Here is a 20,793-nt window from a genome sequence, read left to right on the forward strand (position 1 = left end):
ATATCTAATCTTTAAATAAATTAAATGTCCTTAACTCCATAGTTACAATATAACATATTGCAACATATTGCAATATTACATTTTACGTTTCCATAATTTGTTAAACATCCGTTGTCCGAAATAGAAACTAATAATACCGGCAAAAATAGCCTGATCGTCTATATTCCATAAAACATCAAGATATTCTACAAGGATCGCCATACTCTGTATGGTTCTATATTGCATATATTTGACGTAGGCATACATAATAAAAAAACTATAGGCAAGGACAGGGCGAACTGAGCCATTTAATGCGTCAACCCAATTAACGCCTGATTTATATGTTGAATATAAAGTATTATTTTCAGCAATGTCTTTTGAGGCATCAAGCTCTGTCAGTAGCTTTGTATGTCCTAGTTTATTGATTTCAATTTGTCGATCTAAAAGATTAAGTGCATGTTTTTTATCATTTTGATCCTTTAGAATTTTTAAAATCTCCGGAATAATTGAGCTAATAAAGCCCGTTATTGAAGCAAGTAGTGTAATCATAAAATGCTCATTAAGTTTTACTATAATGTAATTATAGTAAAGTTTTTTTCTGCACTAATACTCGTCATCCACTTTTTTTAAAGATTTTATTATTAATTCTTTGAATCACATATATACGTCAAATAAGTCACAATGGATAAAAATTTATAATTTGTTTGTCAACTGTTTAAAACCTTCTTGACTCTATAATTATAGTACAATATCCTGAAAATTCCATATAATCCCAAATTATCCCAATTATAACCAAAAATTAGTTATAACTTAATTATGGGATAATATTTAAGCAATTTTGCTGTCATCCCAGCGTAGGCTGGGATCTGATACCCCATGTGGTAATTATTGAAAGGTAAAGGGTAAATGAATATTTTTTTATCAAAATATATAAACAATCTTGATAAGAAAGGTCGGGTTTCGATACCTGCCAGCTATAGATTAGCTTTGTCTAGTCAGTCGTTTAATGGGATTATTGCCTATCCGTCTTTTAGAAATAAGTGCATTGAAGGCTGTAGTTTGAAGAGGCTTGAGGAGCTAAGTCAAATAATCCAAACCTTAGATCCCTATTCTGAGGAGCGAGATGCTTTCGAAACGATCATTCTTGGTGAAGCTATCCAGCTTAGCTTTGATAGTGAGGGGAGGGTGATTCTACCTAAATCTTTAATAGATCACGCTGGTATATCAGATCAAGCTTGCTTTGTAGGGAAGGGATTGGTCTTTGAAATTTGGCAGCCACAAAATTTTGAAACGTATCTTTCTTCAGCTCGGCAAATTGCTCAAAGTAACCGTTTAACACTGAAAAACATTAAGGATGTAGTTGTATGATACAAGAGTTCGCATCGTCTCATACGCCGGTTATGTTGAATGAAGTTAAAGAAGTCTTATGTCCTAAAGATGGAGGAAGTTATTTAGATTGCACTTTTGGTTTTGGTGGTTATAGCAGGATGATATTAGATTCTTGTAATGGTCAGTTAGTAGCAATTGATTGTGATCCAAATGTTAGAACTTACGCTAATCAATTGGTAAACGATTATCCTAGCAGAGTGAGTTTTATTCAGACAGGTTTTGCTGAAAGTTTTTCAAAATTAGGTTCGTTGAAATTTGATGGGATAGTTATGGATTTAGGGGTTTCTTCTATGCAACTTGATTCTGGAGATAGGGGGTTTTCATTTACCCATGATGGTCCACTTGATATGAGGATGAGCAGTACGGGATATAGTGCTGCCGATTTTATAAATGAGGCTGATGAACAAGAAATAGCAGATGTGATTTATAAATATGGAGATGAAACTTATTCTCGAAGAATCGCTAAAAAGATTATAGAACATAGGTTATTAGAGCCTATTACTAATACAGCAAAATTTGCCCATATTGTTCGTAGTAGTATAGGTTTTAGAAAAGGTAAAATTGATTCCGCTACTAAGACTTTTCAAGCAATTCGTATTCATATCAATGATGAACTAGGTCAATTAGCAAGATTTTTAGATAATTGCAAGAATATTTTAGCACCAAATGGTCGGTTAGTAATTGTTTCATTTCATTCATTAGAAGACCGAATTGTTAAGAATTTTTTAAAAGCAAATTCTGCTAAGGTAGTCGCTAGGTCTAAATACAGTGTAAAGATTCCGCCTGAAGAAAGTTCTAAAGAATGGCTTAAAATTCTTACAAAAAAACCATTATGTCCATCACCTAAAGAAGTTGCACTTAATCCAAGAGCAAGGTCTGCAAAGTTGAGGGCTGGACAGAAAATAGGTAATATATATGGTAGTTAGAGTATTTAGTTATATAGTTGTAGGTACTATAATTCTTTCTATTTATGGCTTATTTAGAGTCAAAGATAAGGTCATTAGTTTGCATTATCAGCTTGGGGAAGTTTCAAAACAACTAACTGATGAGCAAGACATGATTCACGTGTTAAAAGTCGAACAATCATACCTTACTTCCCCAGCTAGACTAAGAAAATTATCATCACTTTATTTACAATTAGATACTATTAAGGTTAAACAAATGATTAGTGACCCTTTAGCACCTGATGAGAGTAAAAAATATGCAAAGGCTAATGAAGTAAGTGGTTCGTATTTTAGTAAAACCAACACTAAATGGCGTTATAAAACAATTGCTAATAATAAATATATACAAACTGTTTCAACTAAAAAAACAGAGTGTATTCGATGAAAATCAACATTAGTATGGTACTTACATGGCAAGAAAGATGTTATCCTGCTTCGGTGCGGGATCTAAAAAAATACCTTGAAAGATTATTCAGTATTATAGATCCGCTACTTCCGCAGAATGACATACTATTGAGCCATTAGCAGCAGTATGTAGATGGGTAACGATATATTTTTATTGGTATTTCTAAAAAATACTCTAACTAAGATGAAGAAAAATTTTGGTAATATTATTTTGTGGGATGTAGGTGCTAACAATACCAAAATCAGATTATTAATAGTCAGCTGTTGTTTTGCTATGTTTTTTTGTGGTTTATCATATCGCTTAATAATTGTTGCGACCAATGGCTATGTTACGCCAGAATATCAAGTAAAAAATAGTGACTTTAGGAAAGAGATAATAGATCGTAATGGTAACTTATTAGCAGTAAATTTGCCTTCCTCCTCATTGTTTGCCAATCCACAGAAAGTAATTAATCCTTCACAATGTTTAGAAAGATTATCCAAGATTTTGCCTGATGTTGATAAAATGAAGTTACTTGCAGAGCTACAAAGTAACAAAAGTTTCGTATGGATCAAAAGGGATTTATTGCCAAAAGAGCAAGAGGCGATATCAAATTTGGGGATGCCAGGTTTTAGTTTTGAACAAGAACAAAAAAGAATCTATACTTTTTCCAATTTATTGTCACATATTATAGGATATGTGGGTAGGGATTTGGTTGGTCTTGCTGGATTAGAAAGAACCTATGATAAGTTTCTAACTAATTCTGACTTTATACAGCCGGATCAACTTAAAAAACCTCTTGAACTATCTATAGACGTAAGATTACAAAATATCCTAAATGAAGAAATAGATAGGACATTAAAGGAGTTTAGTGCAATAGGAGCGGTGGGAATAATTGTTAACCCTAATAATGGTGAGATTTTAGCTATTGTTAGTAAGCCGGATTTTAATCCACATTATCCAAGTAGAGCAAAACCAGAAGAACTGTTTAATATGGCAAGTCTTGGTATCTATGAGATGGGGTCTGTATTTAAAACTTTGACTATGGCCGTAGCTTTTGATACTGGTGCTATAGCAATAAACGATGCTTATGATATTAGCTATATGAAGGTAGGGGGATTTAATATAAAAGATTATCATCCAAGGCAAGGGTGGCACAGTGTTCCAGAAATTTTCTTGCATTCATCAAATATTGGTGTTAGCCAAATTATGCTTGAAGTTGGGAAGAATGATTTTAAAAACTATTTAAAGAAATTAGGTTTATTAGATCAGCTTAAAATTGAGTTACCAGAGAGAGGCACTCCTTTGTTTCCATCTGACAAGAGGTGGAGTGATCTTACTACTGCTGTCATGGCCTATGGTTATGGCATTTCAATTAGCCCTTTACACTTTATTCAAGCAGTATTACCAATAGTAAATGGAGGGATATTATATGATCTGACTCTAATCAAAAGGCACGATGAGCCTCTTGTTGGCACACGTGTTTTTAGTGAGAAAACCTCTAAACAAATGAGTGAGTTATTTCGTTTGGTGGTAAAAGAAGGGACAGGACGTAGAGCCGATGTTAAAGGATATCTTGTCGGTGGTAAAACTGGTACTGCTGAAAAATTAACTTCAGATGGGCATGGCAAGAAAAAATATCTTAAGAATAGCAGAATGTCATCATTTTTAGGTTTATTACCAGCCATTGATCCCCAATATATTATTTTTATAATGTTTGATGAACCAAAAGGAACAAAAGAAACCTTTGGCTTTGCTACTGCTGGCTGGACTGCAGCTCCTACTGTTGGAAGAGTCCTTGAGCGAATGGTATCACTATATGGAATAGAGCCAGTTGAAAAAGGGGAGGGATTGTGATCTTTCTCCTACAGTATAGTGAAACCTATTGAATTAGGTGATACAAATTTTGTGTCATACCTGCTTTCGCAGGTATCTAGATTGTATCTTGAATATTAGCTCAATATGGAGTTAATATGGTCGGAAGGAGTGACGCCGTTTAATTTAGATTGGTCTTTAAAGACCGAGGGAATCTTGGTGCACTCCTTCCTTGAATCGCAAAGTATAATACGAACGGTAGGATGATCCTTTAGAGATCGAATTTACAATCATGTATCAAAACTTTGCAAAACAACCACTAATTATAGGTAAAGCAAATGACTGAAAAAAGCAAGATATTTATGGGAATAGATGTTTCAAAAAATACGCTTGATATATCTATGAACAATATTCATTGTAAGATTAAAAATACAGATAAAGCTATTTCTGATTTTATAAAATCAGAAATAGCTTCTCGAAATATTGTGCTTACTGTTTTGGAATCTACTGGCGGTTATGAACGTTTGGTTATGAGGATGTTGCAACAAGCCGGGCTTGCTGTGCATAGAGCTCATCCTAATAGAGTTCACGCTTTTGCCAAGGTCTGTAACCATTTTGCTAAGACTGATAAATTGGATGCGTTATTACTTGAGAAATATGCAGCTTTTATTGCTAATGATGAGAAAGGAGACCAAATAATTTCTGTTATACAAGAAGAATTACAATCTCTAAGGAGCATAGAACGTAATATAGAAGAAGATATACATGCTAATCAATGCAGAACAAAAGTTGCATCCGAGAAGGCTAAGAAATATCTCGAGGAAATGATAAAGTGTAGCAAAAAACAGCTTGAGGAAATTAGAAAAGATATAAAGGCTGCCATAAAGGAAGATAAGAGTTTAAAGGCAAAAAATGATTTGCTGATAAGCTATAAAGGTATAGGCGAAAAAACAGCTAGTGTTTTGCTAATAGAACTGCCAGAGCTTGGTGTGCTGAGCAATAAGGAAATTGCAAGCTTAGTTGGACTCGCCCCAAAAACAAGCCAAAGCGGTCAAAAAACTAATGGGGCTCATATTAGAGGCGGCAGGTTTTTTGTTCGAAAAAGCTTGTATATGGCTGCTTTAGTAGCGATGCGTCATAATGACAAAATGAAGGCATTATATGAACGTATGACTAATGCTGGTAAAAAAGCAAAGGTCGCTTTAGTAGCCGTTATGCGTAAAGTAATTATTTGTTTAAATTCTATGGTGAAAAATAATAAAATTTATGAATACTAATCTACTTTTTTTCTTGACTAGCAAGACGGTAGATTCCCGCCGTTGCTAAGAATGATGGTATGGACGAGTAAGTAAAAGAAACTTTACTTACTCCCGTGATCACGAATATAATTCGGTCACATAATTATACTATTTAATAATTAAAAAGGAGTCCATACCATGAAAGATATTAACATACTAGGCATTGATTTAGCAAAAACAATTTTTCATATTGTTGCATTAAATAAAGATGGTGAAAAAATATTAGCTAAAAAATTACACAGAGAAGAATTTGAAGACTACATTTTAACAAACATTCCCAAGAATAGTTTATTGGTAATGGAAGCATGTGGCAGTTGTCATTATTGGAGCAATAAGTTTATGGAATCAGGTTTTACAGTAAAATTACTTAAACCATGTGATGTAAAAGCTTTTGCAAAAACTCGGCAAAAAAATGATACAAATGATGCTTTGGCAATAGCAAGAGCAGGAAAAGATCCGGAGTTAAAATCGGTTCGTATAAAAAATATATCACAACAAGAGATTAGTTGGTTACATAAACGTCGGCAACATATTATTAGACAAAGAGTACAATATACGTCAATTCGGGATAAGGATTAGTAAAAATGCTTTAGCTATAACTAATACAAGATTTTGGATATGTATAAATTGCATTTCTGTGAATTCATACATTAATTGCTCTTCGTAGTGTATATATGTCTGCTATTTTTACTAATCCTTATCCCGAATTAACGTGATATAGTAATAAAATATTTAAAGGGCTAGCAAAACATAGCAAATCATCGATGGGTTATTTTTATGGGTTCAAGTTACACTTAATTATTAATGAAAAAGGACAGTTTATAGCATTAAAAATGACTAAAGGAAACGTTGATGATAGGATTCCAGTACCTGAGTTAACAGATGGTTTAACTGGAGTTATGTATGCAGATAAAGGATATATACTCAATTAACCTGAAGAGTTGGCAAAATGATTAAAAGTTATAGTCTGAAATTGGTCAGTGATAAGAGTAAGCAAATTACCTTTGTATTTATCAATATTACCAAAAAATCTATCTATAGCTTCTGAGAATTGAGCAAAATTATGGTAAAATTTATTATTTGTTACAATTCTATGCATAAATTTCCATAATCGTTCAATCGGATTAAGATTAGGGCTATAGGGAGGTAAAAATACTAATTCTATTTTGCTATTTACTAGATACTCCTTTACTTTCTTTGACTTATGATACCCAGCATTATCACAAATCAAATATATCTTCTCTTTATTAGGATTTTCTGCTTCTAATTTTTGTAGAAAATTGATTATATAATCACCGTTTACTTTAGGATTATCTGTGCTAACTAATTGCAAATCAGATAAATTAATTGCTCCTATTAAATGCTTCCTTTTCCAACCACTAAATGTTGGTAAAGTTTTATTTTGATTCTTTCTGATCCAACCATAACGGGCTTTTGTTTGATACTGAGGATGAACGCTATCCATAAAATATATAGCTTCTTTAGCCTTGAGATTACCTTTTAACAAACTATATTCTAGCTTAAATAGTTCTTGCTTATCTACATCAAGCTTGCCGGGTACAATCTTTGGCTTTTTATATACAAAGCCTAATCTCCTTAATAGCTTTGTTATTCCTGCTATTGTATAGGCAACACCGTATTTTTTTTCTATGTAATTGCTAATATCTTTGGCATAAACATAATTACATACTTCTAAATGCTCTATTAACTCTTTCTCTTCTAGCTCACTTAGCTTACTTGCACTACCACCGTTAGCTGTCTCTAATTTATTAAATTTTTGATAATCTCTTACATGCTTTCTTATAGCTTCTTCACTTAACAGCAATGCTTCTGCTATTTCTTCATAGCTCCAACCTTTATCATACAGCAAAACTGCCTTAATTCGGTCACATACTCTCCTATCTCGTTCATTACCATGACGTGACTTCAGTGCCGTTCTTTGTTCAGATGTTAAAATATTTCCCATAATCATATTCTAGCTTCTTTCTTCTCTTCTTTCAACTCTTCATTTACGAGCAGTATATAAGGAAATGAAGGTAATAGCTGAAGAAATTGCTACGTTATTAATACAAGAATCAGCAATAGATAAACAGCTAATAGCAATAAATAAAGAATCTGAAACAGCTACTTTATTAAAAACAATACCAGATATTGGAGAAATTAATGCTAATATACTAAGCATAGCAGCTTATGAAAATTATGATGATTGTCGAAGTTTTGCTGCAAGTTTGGGATTAGTGCCTAAGCAAAATAGCACAGGTGGTAAAACAAGTCTTGGATCTATCACTAAGAAAGGAGAGAGATATGTTAGAACTATGCTGATACAAGGAGCAAGGTCTATTGCAATCAGAGCAAAAATACAAAAGGATCCTACTGATCATTTAGTGCAATGTGCAAAGAAATTGCTGGAAAGGATGAGCTTTAATAAGGCTGCTGTGGCAATAGCAAACAAATTAGCTAGAATAGCGTATGTATGTGTTACAAGAAAATGTGCATATGCTTGATAGTTGGTGGTGTATATAGATTTATCTGTATTTTATCTATATAAAAAGAAGAAGTAAGTAAATAGGATTTAAGAGGTACGATATAAGCGAAAGTGATTGGAGATAATAAATGGGCATTCCAAAAACAAGACCGAGATTTTATGTCAAGGCTCTAGAAGCCGTAAGAATGAGTGGATAACTCCAAGGATTGCGTGGAATGCGAAAACTATTATGGCACTAGATGCCGAATATATGACAGCTTATTTTTTTATTACTCCCGCATCATTTTTCTTATTGACTTACTTACTCGTCCATATATGACAGCTCTGGGTAGTAACTACAACTGTAGTACTAGCGTAGTTAATAATGGGAAATGGTATAAGACCTATAGAAAATCAGCCTCCAAAAGCAGATTCTGAAGAATTGTTTTGCTTTCTAGAACCACCCCGGAAACTACTAAGTTTTTTAGATCTAGTCGGATGCTTCAATTTGCGTAGTGCTTTGGACTCTATTTGCCTAATACGTTCCCTAGTAACGTTGAATTGTTGTCCAACTTCTTCTAGTGTATGATCAGTACTCATTCCTATACCAAATCTCATTCTTAGAACTCTTTCTTCACGAGGAGTAAGAGTTGCTAAAACTCTAGTTGTGACCTCTCGTAAATTTGATTGAATTGCTGCGTCAAGCGGTAATATAGCATTTTTGTCTTCAATAAAGTCTCCAAGATAACTACCATCATCATCGCCTATTGGATTTTCTAAGCTAATTGGCTCTTTAGCTATTTTCATTACTTTTCGTACTTTATCAACTGGCATAGAAAGGCGAGCGGCAATTTCTGCCGGAGTCGGTTCATAACCTAGCTCGTTAAGCATCTGCCTAGAGGTACGAATAATTTTATTGATCGTTTCAATCATATGCACGGGAATACGTATGGTTCTAGCTTGATCAGCTATAGCTCTAGTAATAGCTTGCCTAATCCACCAAGTAGCATAAGTGGAAAATTTATATCCCCTACGATAGTCAAATTTATCAACAGCCTTCATTAACCCAATATTTCCTTCCTGAATTAAATCTAAAAACTGTAATCCACGATTTGCATATTTTTTAGCAATTGAGATAACTAGACGCAGATTAGCCTCTATCATAGCTTTCTTTGCCCTAAGGACTTGTCTTTCACCCTTTTGTATTGTATGTACTAACTTTTTAAATTCAATAATTGGCAAACCAATAGTCATTTCCATGGTTTTTAATTCACTAATCATTTGATCAATAGCATCAGATTCTTTAGCAAGGAAATTCTTCCAATTAGAGTGCTTATTTTTTTGCATTTGTCTTTTCCAGCTTTCATCAATTACTGCTCCCATATATTCATTTAGGAAGTTCTGACGACTTATGCCATATTTTTCAGCTAATTTAAGGAAGCTCCCTTCTTTAGTTACTAATTCTCTATTTAAACTATATATTCTATTAAGAATTTCTTCTGTCCTTTTAGAGTGAAAATGGATACTAGAAATTTCAATAATTAGTAATTGTAGATTCTTGTCATATTTCTTGTTATCATGCAATCCCTTATGCTGAGGATAACGTGTGTAATGTTTCTTTGCTTCAATTAACAACTCTTCAGAAAGCTTAGAAACTTTTTCCATACGCTTGACAACACTAGGTAATAACTGTAACTCAATAGTAGCTATTGATAAATTGCTAGCTTCTTCATGTTCTTCATGATCTGATTCTATATAATTATTTTGACTCTCTTCAGAATTACTATCATCCCCGTTGACCATATTAGCTTCTAGATCAATCAAATCTCGGAGTAGTATTTTTTCATTAACTAAATCTTCATGCCATTTTATAAAGAATTTCATCGATATTGGATTTTCACAAAGTGATTTAACCATTATCTCTTTGCCTTCTTCAATATCTTGGGCTACTTCTATTTCAGTCTCACGAGAAAAAAGTCCAACTCCTCCCATATCTCGTAAATATAACCTTACTGGATCATCGGTCGTACCTAAATTTTCTTCTTCACTTTCGTCTTCAGGCTCACGATCAACATTATTAGACAGTTTAAATTCATCATCTACATTAATATCAAGTTTGATCTCGTCATCATCACCTTCTATAATATCAACTCCAGCCTCAGAAAACTTTGATATTACCTTTTCTAGATCGTTTACTGATATATTATTAGTCATTGGAATGACTTTATTTAGATCATAATAAGTGACTGCAGTGCCTTTTTCTTTAGCTGTTTTAACTAGGTTATCAACTGCAGTACCTTTTACATCTATTTTCTCTTTTGCTTCTGTCATAATTTATAAACCTTGGGTCAATTAGTAAAAGATTCGTTTAGATTATAAATCTCTTTAGAGATTTTTATAATCTCTTCTCGATATAATATAGCCTTTTTTAGCTCTTCGTCTGAGCCATTTTGAATAATTGAGCTACATTCTTGTTTTAATAGTACTAGGTGATGTTTTTTATGCAACCATTGCCAAAGTAAGTCAGAGTCTATGTCATCCTTATTAAATGACAAATCTAGAAATAGATTATTGGATTTTGACAATACTGAAAAAGTGTCATAAAATCCAGTTTTTTTTGCCAAACCAATAATATTTTCCTGATCTAAGATATCGTTGCTAATAATTTCTGCAAAATACCAATCACGAAAAGCTTCAAGCATTTTATTTTGGAAATTTAACGTTAATAAGAAATCCTTTATTTCTTGCTTTTTGATTATCTTTGGACACTTTACTAACATTATACAAAAGACTTGTTCTAACATCTCAATTTCTGAATAATCCGGAGCTGAAAATGTTACATTTGAATTTTTTACAGCTACTTTACTTTGACGTTTAATTAAATTTTGCCATATTTGATCTTTAAAATATCTATAATAATTATGGCTAAGTAGCTTATCTTTTATTTGTTTACAATAATCTTCAAGATTTCTTTCCAAAATAGCTTTGTCTTCTGGAGTTGAGAAAGTCTTACCTTCATATTCGGAACGCCAAATCATTTCAGATAGATTAATTCTTTTATCAAAAATTTGTGTGAAACTTCCCGCACCATCTTTATTTATCATATCATCAGGGTCACTTCCGCTAGGTAACATCACAAAGGAAATTTTCTTATTACCATTTATCAGAGGTAGTACTAGATTAATTACCCGATGGGTGGCTTTTATTCCTGCTATATCACCATCTAAACAGAGTACTATTTCATCTCCGGCACGCCATAATTTTTGTAGGTGATTCTCTGTAACCGAAGTACCAAGACTTGCCATTGCCTCTTTAAAACCAGCTTGGTGCAAGGCAATAACATCCAAGTACCCTTCAACTAAGATTGAATGATTTTTCTTATAGGCAACACTAATCGCATTATTCTCCCCATATAATGTTTCATTTTTTTGAAATAATATGGTTTCCGGAGAATTTAAATATTTAGGTAACCCATCACCAAGCACTCGTCCTCCAAAACCAACTACTTTATTATAAACATTTTTAATCGGAAAGATTATCCGATTATAAAATATCTCATATATTGTACCATCATCTCGCTTGCCCACTAAGCCTGCTTTTTGAAGTTTTATCAAAGATATTGATTTTTTTTCAAAAAATTTCTGTAATGCTTTAGATGGAGGAGCAAAACCGATGGAGAATTCCTTAATTGTTTCTTTACTAATACCGCGGTCATGTAAGTAGCTACATACTTCTTGTGACAATTGTGATGTAAAAAATCTTTCAGCCATCTCTAAGATATCAAATAGTTCATCCGATTCTTCATAGAGTTTTTGTTGTGCTGCTGTTAATTTAGGCAATTCAATGCCATAATCATTAGCAAGTTTAATGGCTGCTTCCTTATAAGATAAACCACTAAAGTTGGAAACAAACTTTATAACATCCCCGTGAACAGCACAGCCAAAGCAATAATAAAACTTCTTGGCATCATTTACAGTGAATGATGGAGATTTTTCAACATGGAAAGGACATAGTCCCAAGTAATTTCCAGATTTTTTAGTTAAGACTACTTTTTGTCTAACAACATCTGATAAATTAATCCGAGTTCTAAGAAGTTCATAAAATTCTAATGGAATTCTCATAAACTTAAAATAAAGGTGAATATGATTGTAGAGAAGCAGTAGCTAAGAGGTATTAATAAATTATCGTTTATTGATAACTCTTTTGAGTAGAATTCGCTAATAGTAGCAACTATAGAACTAATTATGATAACAGTAAAACTAGTGTGATAGCCGATGAAAAAATACACTAATATACTAATAAAAATTGCAGAAATTAGAAAGGCAATAGAACCTTCCAATGATTTGCCATTTTTTAGAGGAGTACCTATTTTTGTACCCACTAACGCAGCAAGACAATCAGCTATTATCAATATAAGCCAAGATGAAATCGCTAAACCTTTTGAAAATAAAAGAGCAGTTAAGAAAAATCCAACCACCATAAAACTGCTACCACTTAGTCTGAATAAACCACTCTGTTCTTCAGGTCTCATAAACTTTCCAAGAAATTTATCTGTCAATTTCTTAACATATAAATTATAATGCCTTGTAATATCTATATATAATACACATACTATAAGTAGAAGTAATAGTGTGGTAACAACTAATTTAGATGAAAATAAATAAAAAAGTGGTATAATCAAGCTGTATAAGTGGAAAGTTTTACGTTGTATTTCAAAATTAAAGAGTTTAGTTTGCATAATAACCTAAAAGGCCTATTTGACAAAGTTTGACACAACAAATATACTAGAAAACTTAACTTAGACAAGACATATTATTATGGCAGATTTTCCTATTACACATAAAGGGTTTGATAGTTTAGAAAAAGAAATTAAACATCTTAAACATATAGAACGACCAAAAGTAATTGAAGCTATAGCAACAGCTAGAGATTTTGGAGATTTATCTGAGAATGCAGAATACCATGCAGCACGAGAAAAACAAAGTTTTATAGAAGGTCGCATTTTGGATCTTGAAGATAAAATAGCAAGAGCTAAAATTATTGACACCTCAAAACTCTCCGGTGATACCGTAAAATTTGGGGCGTTAGTTAAGTTGATCGATGATGAAACAGAGGAAATAGTTATGTATCATATTGTTGGAGAGTATGAAGCAGATATAACCAAAAAGAGGGTATCCATAGTATCGCCAATTGCTAAGGCTCTCATCGGTAAAGGGGTCGGAGATATAGTAGAAGTAACCACTCCTAAAGGTTCAAAATCTTATGAGGTTTTAGAAGTATCCTATCAAGAATTAGTAGATATTTAAGATATTAACTATTAGTGCTAGCCTATTTAATCTTAAGTATCGATGTAATAAATTAATAGTAGGCTCAAGCAATCATCGCTATTAGGGGTGATGTCACCCCCATTATGTCATCCCTGCTTCGGTGCGGTATCTAAAACTATATAACATACCTTCTATGCTATTTTTTTAGACCCCTGCCTACGCAGGGGTGACATTCGAAGAAGCAGAGACACCTTGGCTATTAAACCGATGTCTTACATTAATACTTGAGGTTATTTATATATTATAATACTCCTTATAGCTAACCCGAGAAACCCCAATTCGGGATAAGAATTGACAAATTCTTATCCCGAATTCGCGTGAGAAGGTTTTAGGCATAATAATAGAATTGATGTCACCCCTAGTTAATATTATGGTTCAATTTGTTACCTTATCAGGCTTTTTAGAATATGAAGACACAGTAAAATTAATGGAAGATAAGGTTACAAGTTTAATCAATAAATCTTCACAAGAGATTGTTTATTTAGTTGAATATAAGGATATTTATACCGCAGGTACTAGTTTTAAGGCAAATGAATTGTTAAATCCTAGAGATATACCGGTAATTTATACTGGTAGGGGAGGGAAGCTTACCTACCATGGTAGCGGACAAAGAGTAATATACCCCATTCTTGATTTAGTCTCAGAACGAAGGCAAAAGGATTTAAAACTATATATTAAACTATTAGAAGAATGGATTATAAATAGCCTTTTATATTTTGGGATTAAAGCTTTTACTATAAGTGGTATAGTGGGGATATGGGTAGAAGAAAATGGTGTACCCGCAAAGATTGCATCAATAGGTATTAGAGTTAAAAAATGGGTTACATATCATGGTGTTGCTGTAAATATTTCAACAAATCTTGATATGTTCTCCGGAATTATTGCTTGTGGTCTGAGAGATATGCCTGTGACCTCGTTTAAGAAACTTGGTGTTGATATAACGTTAGATCAGTTTGATGAAGTTATTAAGGATAAATTCTTTGAGGTTTTTTAAAATATTCAGTATACTCGATGAAAATCAACAATTGCGTTGTCGTTGTCCAAGACCTGCGGTGCTCACGTACTAATGTACGCTGTGTTCCTCGGCTTGGACACTCCTAGCACTTGTTGATTTTGATTCTATCGTCTACCAACTCTTCATTTACAAGTAGTATATACTCCTATGAGTTCAATTTATCATATACTTGATAAGATTCCTGCTATTTATCCTGAGGACATGCAAATAGAATATGAACAATTAGCTCAGCAATTAATCAAATCAGGAAAACTTAGGATAGATACCGATAATAGTTGTAATTTTGCAAGATTTTCTGATCCAAAGTTCAATATTAGTTTGATGGTAAGTAAAGAGGAAATAACCGAGCCAAATTTAATTGAACAAACTAATCAGTTATTCAGATCTCTATACAAATCTTCTATATCAGATAAAAAATTGGCATCGATTTATACAGATCTGAAAAAACAAATTCAAAAATTACAACCAGTTGACCAATCCGTTACTGAAAAATTAACAAGGCTTTTTGTTCAGTCAGCCCATCCTATAGTTATTAGGTGGTTATTGCATGATAAGGTTCAGATATTTATTACTTATTCCCATAATATCGGTGATATGATGGATATAGTTGATTGGCAACGTTCGGGTTCTAATAGTGGTATGCAAAGTACTGACGGTAAGAATGTAGCAGTCTTTGTTTCCTGCGGTGGAAATCCATTTGCTGAAAATGATAAAAATCACCCAACTTATGGTGATGGATGGGCAGCAGTTGCTAGATTGCAAATTATAGCTGGGCAAGAACTTGGGCATTTTGCTGATATTAAAAGAGATGCAAGTGGTCGTCAAATTAGTCGTCATTCAGCAAATTTTTCTGGAACAAAAGCAACACCCCATGTAAGACAGGCTAGAATAGATGATATTATTAATTGTGATAAACTATTAGCCAAGCTGCTCTCTATAGGGATGAGGCAAATGATTACTTATGAAGAAAAGGTAAAATTTTATAATAAAAACAAGGTACGGGGTATAAGGGCTTATTGGGCAAGATTACTTGGCTTTATATATAAACAGAAATTTTTATTTTCCGTTAATAGAAGAAAATTATTTTTTATTAAGAGATTCATAAAAGAGCAATATATGGGGCTGATGATTAGAGCTATGATTGAAGATATGAAGTTTAATTTAGCACCAGTCGCAGATGTTTATAAAAATAGTAATCCTGAGATCGAAGAAACAATTGCCTGTATAGAAGCTCTAGCAAGAGTACCCCAACAGGTGATGAAATGGGGATATTTAACGACTATGGCAACAATGGAAGGATTATATAAAGTATATTATTCCGAAGTTATACCTTCCTTAATTTCTAACTATGTATTAATGACTAAGCAAAGCTATAAACGTGATATGTCAAAGCCAAGGTCTCTAACTAATTTTTTTCGTAAAATAAATATATTTAGTAAAAAAAAGTTAGTATTTAAACAAGTCAGAGAAGTATAGGTTTATGTCATCCCTGCGAAGGCAGGGATCTAGAAAAATAAACCGAGAGGATTTGTTAAAATTTTTTAGACCCCTGCCTACGCAGGGGAGACATCGTAGTGTTTATGTCTCCCGTTTATGTCTAGTACCCTACATTTTTCTATAATCGTCATCGCGAGGCATCTTTAGATGCCGTGGCGATCTAGGTAAACAGCGAAGCTGTTTTTTCTAGTACGCTTCGCGTATCCTGGATTGCCGCATCGCCGCTTTCAGCGACTCCTCGCTAATAGACGATCAGCAGCCATTTTAATAGTGGTGATATAAAAAATGTAGGGTACTATGCCACTTCCCTCCCCATATAAAATTATTTTTCTCAAAAATTTCACAATTTTCCAAGGTATTTGATTACGATAAGCAGGGAATTTACTATAATCAACATCTTCTGCGTTAACATTAGTAGAGCTAGGAATACCTAATGCTTTTTTATAATCCCATAACCAGTAGTTAGAATATTCTACATTTATGTCAATTGCTATACCAAAACTATGTAAACTTAGTCGATTAGTTCCTGCAACAACTCTCCAATAAAATGTTCCCCCAGGATCGTTGAGGTATTTAGAGTCATTAGATAATACCATTTCCCATTATTAACTACGCTAATACTACAGTTGTAGTTACTACCCAAAGCTGTCATTCCCGCGTAGGCGGGAATCTAAAAAAATAAGCCTGAAAGACTATTAAGTAATATAGATCCCTGCCTTCGTAGGGATGACATCGGTAGCGGTTAAATTTGTATCTATAGCAACTAATGGTTGTGACTTTTAAATTACCCTGCCTTCTATAGCCTATAATGTAGAACTTCTTATCTTAAAACTTTTTCTATGATAAGGTGAAAGACCGTGAAGGCTTATAGCATTTAGATGTTCTTTAGTACCATAACCGGAGTTTTTGTGCCACATATATTCCGGAAATTCTTTGGCATATTCAAGCATTAAGCGATCTCTAGTAACTTTCGCAATAATAGATGCTGCTCCAATAGAAATTGATAAATTATCGCCATTTATTATACTAATAAATCTTGGATCGTGAAATTTCATGTTACCGTCTATTAGTACCGTATCCGGTTTAACAGCAAGATTTGCTACTGATATAGTACAGGCTTTTTTAGTTGCTTCAAGGATATTAATTATATCTATCTCATCGTGATGCACTATACCAACAGACCAAATATAATTTTGGGTTATTTGTTTATATAACAACTCCCTCATTGTTTTAGTAAGTTTTTTAGAATCTTTAATACCATGTATGATTTTTGTTTGATCAATGATAACAGATGCAGCTACTACAGGACCAACTAGTGGTCCTCTGCCAGCTTCATCTACTCCAGCTACTAATCCTGAATATTTCTGTTCTAATTTAAACATCACGTCTCCCATAAAATGACACTCTATGTATTTCCACTTATATATAGTTCCTCATCATCGCTATCATCTATTGTTATTGTAGTAATACCATTTCCCATTATTAACTACGCTAATACTACAGTTGTAGTTACTACCTAGAGCTGTCATTCCCGTGTAGGCGGGAATCTACCGTCCTTTATCTTTATTAGAATGCTTTGTGTTAGAAGGGGTAGTATTGGGTTTAATAGTACTACTACCATCTCCCATAGATATATCGTTTTTATTGAGAGTTTTTCTCAGACGGTGATATATTTGAGATCCGGCTGTACTCTCAAGTTTGCTTAATATCTTTTCTAATGCAGTCTTACTAGTTTGCAATCCATCACTTCTATTTGCTTTATCAATAGCTTGGATTGTCCCAGCACCATTTTCAATAAAAGCCTCTTTCTGTTCCTCAGGTGATTTAGCAAATGATTTAATATAATGCCTCAGTTTTGTACCTAAATCTGTAATGGTTCTAACATGCATTGGATCAGCCGGTGAAAATTCCAATGCCGAATACATTTTTTCTGTACCAGCTCCTATAGTTGCAATTGTTTCAATTTGTTCAGTTTCTTGTAAGGATTTATGTGGAAACTCTTCTATCAATGTATCCATTTGTTTAGCTTGTTGGCCAAATTTATCTAAATTAGGTTGTCCTTTAACATATTCGGCAGAATATCCTTTAGCAAGTTCACCATGAGCATTAAGGGTGGTGCTAATATTGCCTTTAAATTCACCAAATTTCTGGTCAGTAGCTTCAACAGTTTGTGAAAGTACATTTGTTGTGTCATCATCCAACGACACCTGTATTTTTACTTCTTTCTCTATTCCCATGCTTTCCATAGCTTCAGCAAGTTCAGGAGTATATTTCGAATCAAAGCTAAAGTTGAGTAGACTTTTGAACCTATCTATATCCTTTACAAAGCCTTCCTTTGGTTCACCAATAATATTAGCTATATCTGATTTAAACTTCTCTAATTTGGGCATAAAAATATCTTTAATTACGTTTGATGTCATTCCCGCTTTTAGCTAGGAATGAGGGTATACTCGAATGATCCTACGAATTGTTTTTTGAAAATATCAGGAACTTGCGTACTCATGTACTAAATGTACACCTAGTTCGCTCGCCCCTCATTTTCAAATCCAATTCGTAGGATCATTCGAGTATATACCCATAATAACTAACATTATAGTAGTTTGTAATAATTTTATTGAAAACTAAATCTTTTTTTATTATTTGTTTCAATTGTACATTCATGCTGATTACAAAATATCATTATTACTTCAAACTCTCTTAAAAATTCTCTAGTAATAGTAATTTTGTTACCTTTACATTGGTTTCTACTTGACATGTTAATATATATATCGACATTTTCACATATTTTATTTGGAGCAATTGGCTTATAGTTTATCAAAATAGTGTATCCATCGGAAGTAAAAATATTTTTTTCTATAGGAAATATTTTAGCATCCTTTTGACCAAACCAGTTAGCCCAATATATACGTTTAAACTCTGGTATCTCATTCACATAAATGTCAAGTTCACCATTGTTATTTTTTATACCAATAGCATTTAAATTTATATCAAATATGAAATTAGGTTTAGGAGAATTTAGCATTAAGATTACAGATATAATCATTATAATCAGACCTAAAAAATGCCACTTTGTTCTCCATAAACAAGTCCAAAAAAATCCAAATAAGAAAGTAATTAAACTAATTTTGGTTATATAACCAAAATACCATACTGATAATGGTAAGGTATTAGTAAATTTCACTGCTGCAATAATTATATTAATGAAAAAACCTATTAATTTTAAACAATATTGATCTATACCAAATATCATTAAGAATAATGAGATAATAGATAACGGCATCAGAAAGAAAGACATTATCGGTACAGCAATAAGGTTCATGGGAATAGAATAAGTAGGAAATGTATAAAATTGGTTTATTACCACAGGAGCGGTTACTATACTTGCAAGGAAGCTTGAATAAATATTAGAGGCAATATAAAATTTTATGGAAGAAAAGATGCCCTTGCTTTCACCTAAAATCCATTGATTTCTTATATAAAATTCGTAACCAGCAGTTAGCGATAATACTGCCACAAAAGATAATTGGAAGCTTGGGTGAAATATATATTCGGGATTTATCGATAATATTATGAAAGCCGCAATCGCGAGGGATCTTAGGGGGTAGGGCTTCCGTCCTATCATAACTGCATAAATAAAAATTGCCGTCATAATGAATGCCCTTGTGGCAGCAATTTGCATGCCACTTAGTTCCAAATAACCATAACTGCCTATTAAAGAACAAATTGCTGCAATTGACTTTATGTTGTAATTATAAGCAATATAATTTGATAGATTTAATAAGAATCTTGCTGATATGAAAAACAGCATAGCTACCAATGACAAATGTAAACCAGAGACGCAAAGTATGTGAGATATACCGCTTTGTCTCATTTCTTTCATTAATTTTCTATCGATGGCTTTGCTTTCTCCTAGTAATATTGCTGCGGCGAAATTACCTTTAATAGGACCAAGTATTTGGATTAGGCGGTTGTAAATATTTTTTTTAATTTTATAGATAAAACTATTAGTGTAGAGATTACTATGTGCTATAATTTTGGGGGGTGATAGTGCATAGCCAGTGGCGTTAATATCCGCCAAATACGCATAAAAGCCAAAGTCATAACCACTAGGTAGGATACTACTTTGAGGCTTATAAAGCTGAGCCACTAGGTTAATACTATCGTTAATATTAATTTCCTGAGCATATTTTGCTGGCATGCTTATCCTTACTTTTTGTAAAACCTGCTTAAGTTTTTGAATTTTTACCTGATATAATATAACCTGCATACCATGAGTGGTCGGTTTCATCGATTCTATAGTGCCACCTATTTGTGAAATTATCGGCTTTTTAATGCTAACAACATGTGAATTTGATATACGATATTTGCCCACTAACATACCACATGAAAAAGCGATAATTATGCCCGAAATAAATCGCCCAAATATGTTATTTCTTAAGATTATTAGTGATAAAGAAATTGTAAAAATAGCTAGAATAGATATAAAGGAAGGTTCGTTACTTAAAGTAAAATAAATAACGATACCATAAATGAAACTAACGAAATACCAAAGGCTGAGATTGTGATATTCTTGTTCTAAAATGCTTTTGGCAAGCTTAAAAATTAATTTATAATCTCTTAGGGTCATTACATCTAATAGTAGATTTTTATTTAAAATAAGCTACTATTAGATGTAATTCA

At 32.9% G+C, this 20,793-nt stretch carries 19 protein-coding genes and 1 pseudogene; 11 read left to right on the forward strand and 9 right to left on the reverse strand.

The window, feature by feature from the left end; genetic code table 11:
• Positions 1–75: 75 nt before the first annotated feature.
• Positions 76–528, reverse strand: a complete 453-nt coding sequence (locus ACN1AG_RS05490; RefSeq protein ID WP_417904625.1) for a hypothetical protein — start codon at positions 526–528, stop codon at positions 76–78.
• 357 nt (positions 529–885) lie between these two features.
• Here ACN1AG_RS05490 and ACN1AG_RS05495 point away from each other — a divergent pair, with 357 nt between their 5' ends.
• The 7 genes and pseudogenes from ACN1AG_RS05495 to ACN1AG_RS05525 form a co-directional block, all read left to right on the forward strand.
• The gene (locus tag ACN1AG_RS05495) at positions 886–1,347 is read left to right on the forward strand and encodes a cell division/cell wall cluster transcriptional repressor MraZ (RefSeq protein WP_341754196.1); all 462 of its coding nucleotides are present in this window, start codon (positions 886–888) and stop codon (positions 1,345–1,347) included.
• On the forward strand, positions 1,344–2,294 hold the full coding sequence (gene rsmH, locus ACN1AG_RS05500; RefSeq protein WP_417904626.1) for a 16S rRNA (cytosine(1402)-N(4))-methyltransferase RsmH: 951 nt from the start codon (positions 1,344–1,346) through the stop codon (positions 2,292–2,294). The genes ACN1AG_RS05495 and rsmH overlap by 4 nt, the downstream gene beginning before the upstream one ends.
• Entirely contained in the window at positions 2,284–2,697 is a 414-nt protein-coding gene (gene ftsL / locus ACN1AG_RS05505) for a cell division protein FtsL (protein ID WP_417904627.1), read from the forward strand. The genes rsmH and ftsL overlap by 11 nt, the downstream gene beginning before the upstream one ends.
• A gap of 153 nt (positions 2,698–2,850) precedes the next feature.
• Positions 2,851–4,554: a peptidoglycan D,D-transpeptidase FtsI family protein gene (locus ACN1AG_RS05510; RefSeq protein WP_417904628.1), complete on the forward strand. Its 1,704-nt coding sequence runs from the start codon at positions 2,851–2,853 to the stop codon at positions 4,552–4,554.
• A 296-nt stretch (positions 4,555–4,850) separates the two neighbouring features.
• Positions 4,851–5,789, forward strand: coding sequence for an IS110 family transposase (locus ACN1AG_RS05515; protein WP_417904629.1), 939 nt, complete (start codon positions 4,851–4,853; stop codon positions 5,787–5,789).
• 159 nt (positions 5,790–5,948) lie between these two features.
• The gene (locus ACN1AG_RS05520) at positions 5,949–6,389 is read left to right on the forward strand and encodes an IS110 family transposase (RefSeq protein WP_417904630.1); all 441 of its coding nucleotides are present in this window, start codon (positions 5,949–5,951) and stop codon (positions 6,387–6,389) included.
• A gap of 143 nt (positions 6,390–6,532) precedes the next feature.
• Positions 6,533–6,733: pseudogene (locus tag ACN1AG_RS05525) on the forward strand (transposase); the annotation flags it as partial.
• 5 nt (positions 6,734–6,738) lie between these two features.
• Here ACN1AG_RS05525 and ACN1AG_RS05530 read toward each other — a convergent pair.
• Positions 6,739–7,776 (reverse strand): IS630 family transposase, encoded by a 1,038-nt coding sequence (locus tag ACN1AG_RS05530; protein ID WP_417904474.1) that lies wholly within the window; start codon positions 7,774–7,776, stop codon positions 6,739–6,741.
• A gap of 64 nt (positions 7,777–7,840) precedes the next feature.
• Here ACN1AG_RS05530 and ACN1AG_RS05535 point away from each other — a divergent pair, with 64 nt between their 5' ends.
• Positions 7,841–8,314, forward strand: a complete 474-nt coding sequence (locus ACN1AG_RS05535) for a transposase (protein WP_417904631.1) — start codon at positions 7,841–7,843, stop codon at positions 8,312–8,314.
• Positions 8,315–8,688: 374 nt separating this feature from the next.
• Here ACN1AG_RS05535 and rpoD read toward each other — a convergent pair whose 3' ends face one another.
• The 3 genes from rpoD to ACN1AG_RS05550 are packed head-to-tail and all read right to left on the reverse strand — an operon-like array spanning position 8,689 to position 13,012.
• The gene (gene rpoD, locus ACN1AG_RS05540) at positions 8,689–10,605 is read right to left on the reverse strand and encodes an RNA polymerase sigma factor RpoD (protein ID WP_417904632.1); all 1,917 of its coding nucleotides are present in this window, start codon (positions 10,603–10,605) and stop codon (positions 8,689–8,691) included.
• 17 nt (positions 10,606–10,622) lie between these two features.
• Complete coding sequence (gene dnaG, locus ACN1AG_RS05545; protein WP_417904633.1) at positions 10,623–12,395, reverse strand: DNA primase; 1,773 nt, start codon at positions 12,393–12,395, stop codon at positions 10,623–10,625.
• Positions 12,392–13,012, reverse strand: coding sequence for a diacylglycerol/polyprenol kinase family protein (locus ACN1AG_RS05550; RefSeq protein ID WP_367364171.1), 621 nt, complete (start codon positions 13,010–13,012; stop codon positions 12,392–12,394). Before ACN1AG_RS05550 ends, dnaG begins: the two co-directional genes overlap by 4 nt.
• A 76-nt stretch (positions 13,013–13,088) precedes the next feature.
• Between ACN1AG_RS05550 and greA the strand changes: the two genes are divergently transcribed.
• From greA to ACN1AG_RS05565, 3 genes are all read left to right on the forward strand, one after another.
• A complete protein-coding gene (greA, locus tag ACN1AG_RS05555) occupies positions 13,089–13,580 on the forward strand; it encodes a transcription elongation factor GreA (protein ID WP_341754850.1) in 492 nt (163 codons plus the stop codon).
• 391 nt (positions 13,581–13,971) lie between these two features.
• Entirely contained in the window at positions 13,972–14,595 is a 624-nt protein-coding gene (gene lipB / locus ACN1AG_RS05560; protein ID WP_341754851.1) for a lipoyl(octanoyl) transferase LipB, read from the forward strand.
• A 168-nt stretch (positions 14,596–14,763) separates the two neighbouring features.
• Positions 14,764–16,092 (forward strand): DUF2748 family protein, encoded by a 1,329-nt coding sequence (locus ACN1AG_RS05565; protein WP_417904634.1) that lies wholly within the window; start codon positions 14,764–14,766, stop codon positions 16,090–16,092.
• 248 nt (positions 16,093–16,340) lie between these two features.
• Here the strand turns inward: ACN1AG_RS05565 and ACN1AG_RS05570 are convergent, their stop codons facing one another.
• The 4 genes from ACN1AG_RS05570 to ACN1AG_RS05585 all read right to left on the reverse strand — a co-directional run bounded on the left by ACN1AG_RS05570 (position 16,341) and on the right by ACN1AG_RS05585 (position 20,740).
• Entirely contained in the window at positions 16,341–16,709 is a 369-nt protein-coding gene (locus tag ACN1AG_RS05570; protein ID WP_417904635.1) for a M15 family metallopeptidase, read from the reverse strand.
• A gap of 207 nt (positions 16,710–16,916) precedes the next feature.
• On the reverse strand, positions 16,917–17,507 hold the full coding sequence (locus ACN1AG_RS05575; RefSeq protein WP_417904636.1) for a ribonuclease HII: 591 nt from the start codon (positions 17,505–17,507) through the stop codon (positions 16,917–16,919).
• Between the two features lie 153 nt (positions 17,508–17,660).
• Positions 17,661–18,533 (reverse strand): hypothetical protein, encoded by an 873-nt coding sequence (locus ACN1AG_RS05580; RefSeq protein ID WP_417904637.1) that lies wholly within the window; start codon positions 18,531–18,533, stop codon positions 17,661–17,663.
• Positions 18,534–18,724: 191 nt separating this feature from the next.
• A complete protein-coding gene (locus tag ACN1AG_RS05585) occupies positions 18,725–20,740 on the reverse strand; it encodes a ComEC/Rec2 family competence protein (protein ID WP_417904638.1) in 2,016 nt (671 codons plus the stop codon).
• Positions 20,741–20,793 lie beyond the last annotated feature (53 nt).

Source organism: Candidatus Tisiphia endosymbiont of Micropterix aruncella (assembly GCF_965178575.1).
Taxonomy (GTDB): domain Bacteria; phylum Pseudomonadota; class Alphaproteobacteria; order Rickettsiales; family Rickettsiaceae; genus Tisiphia.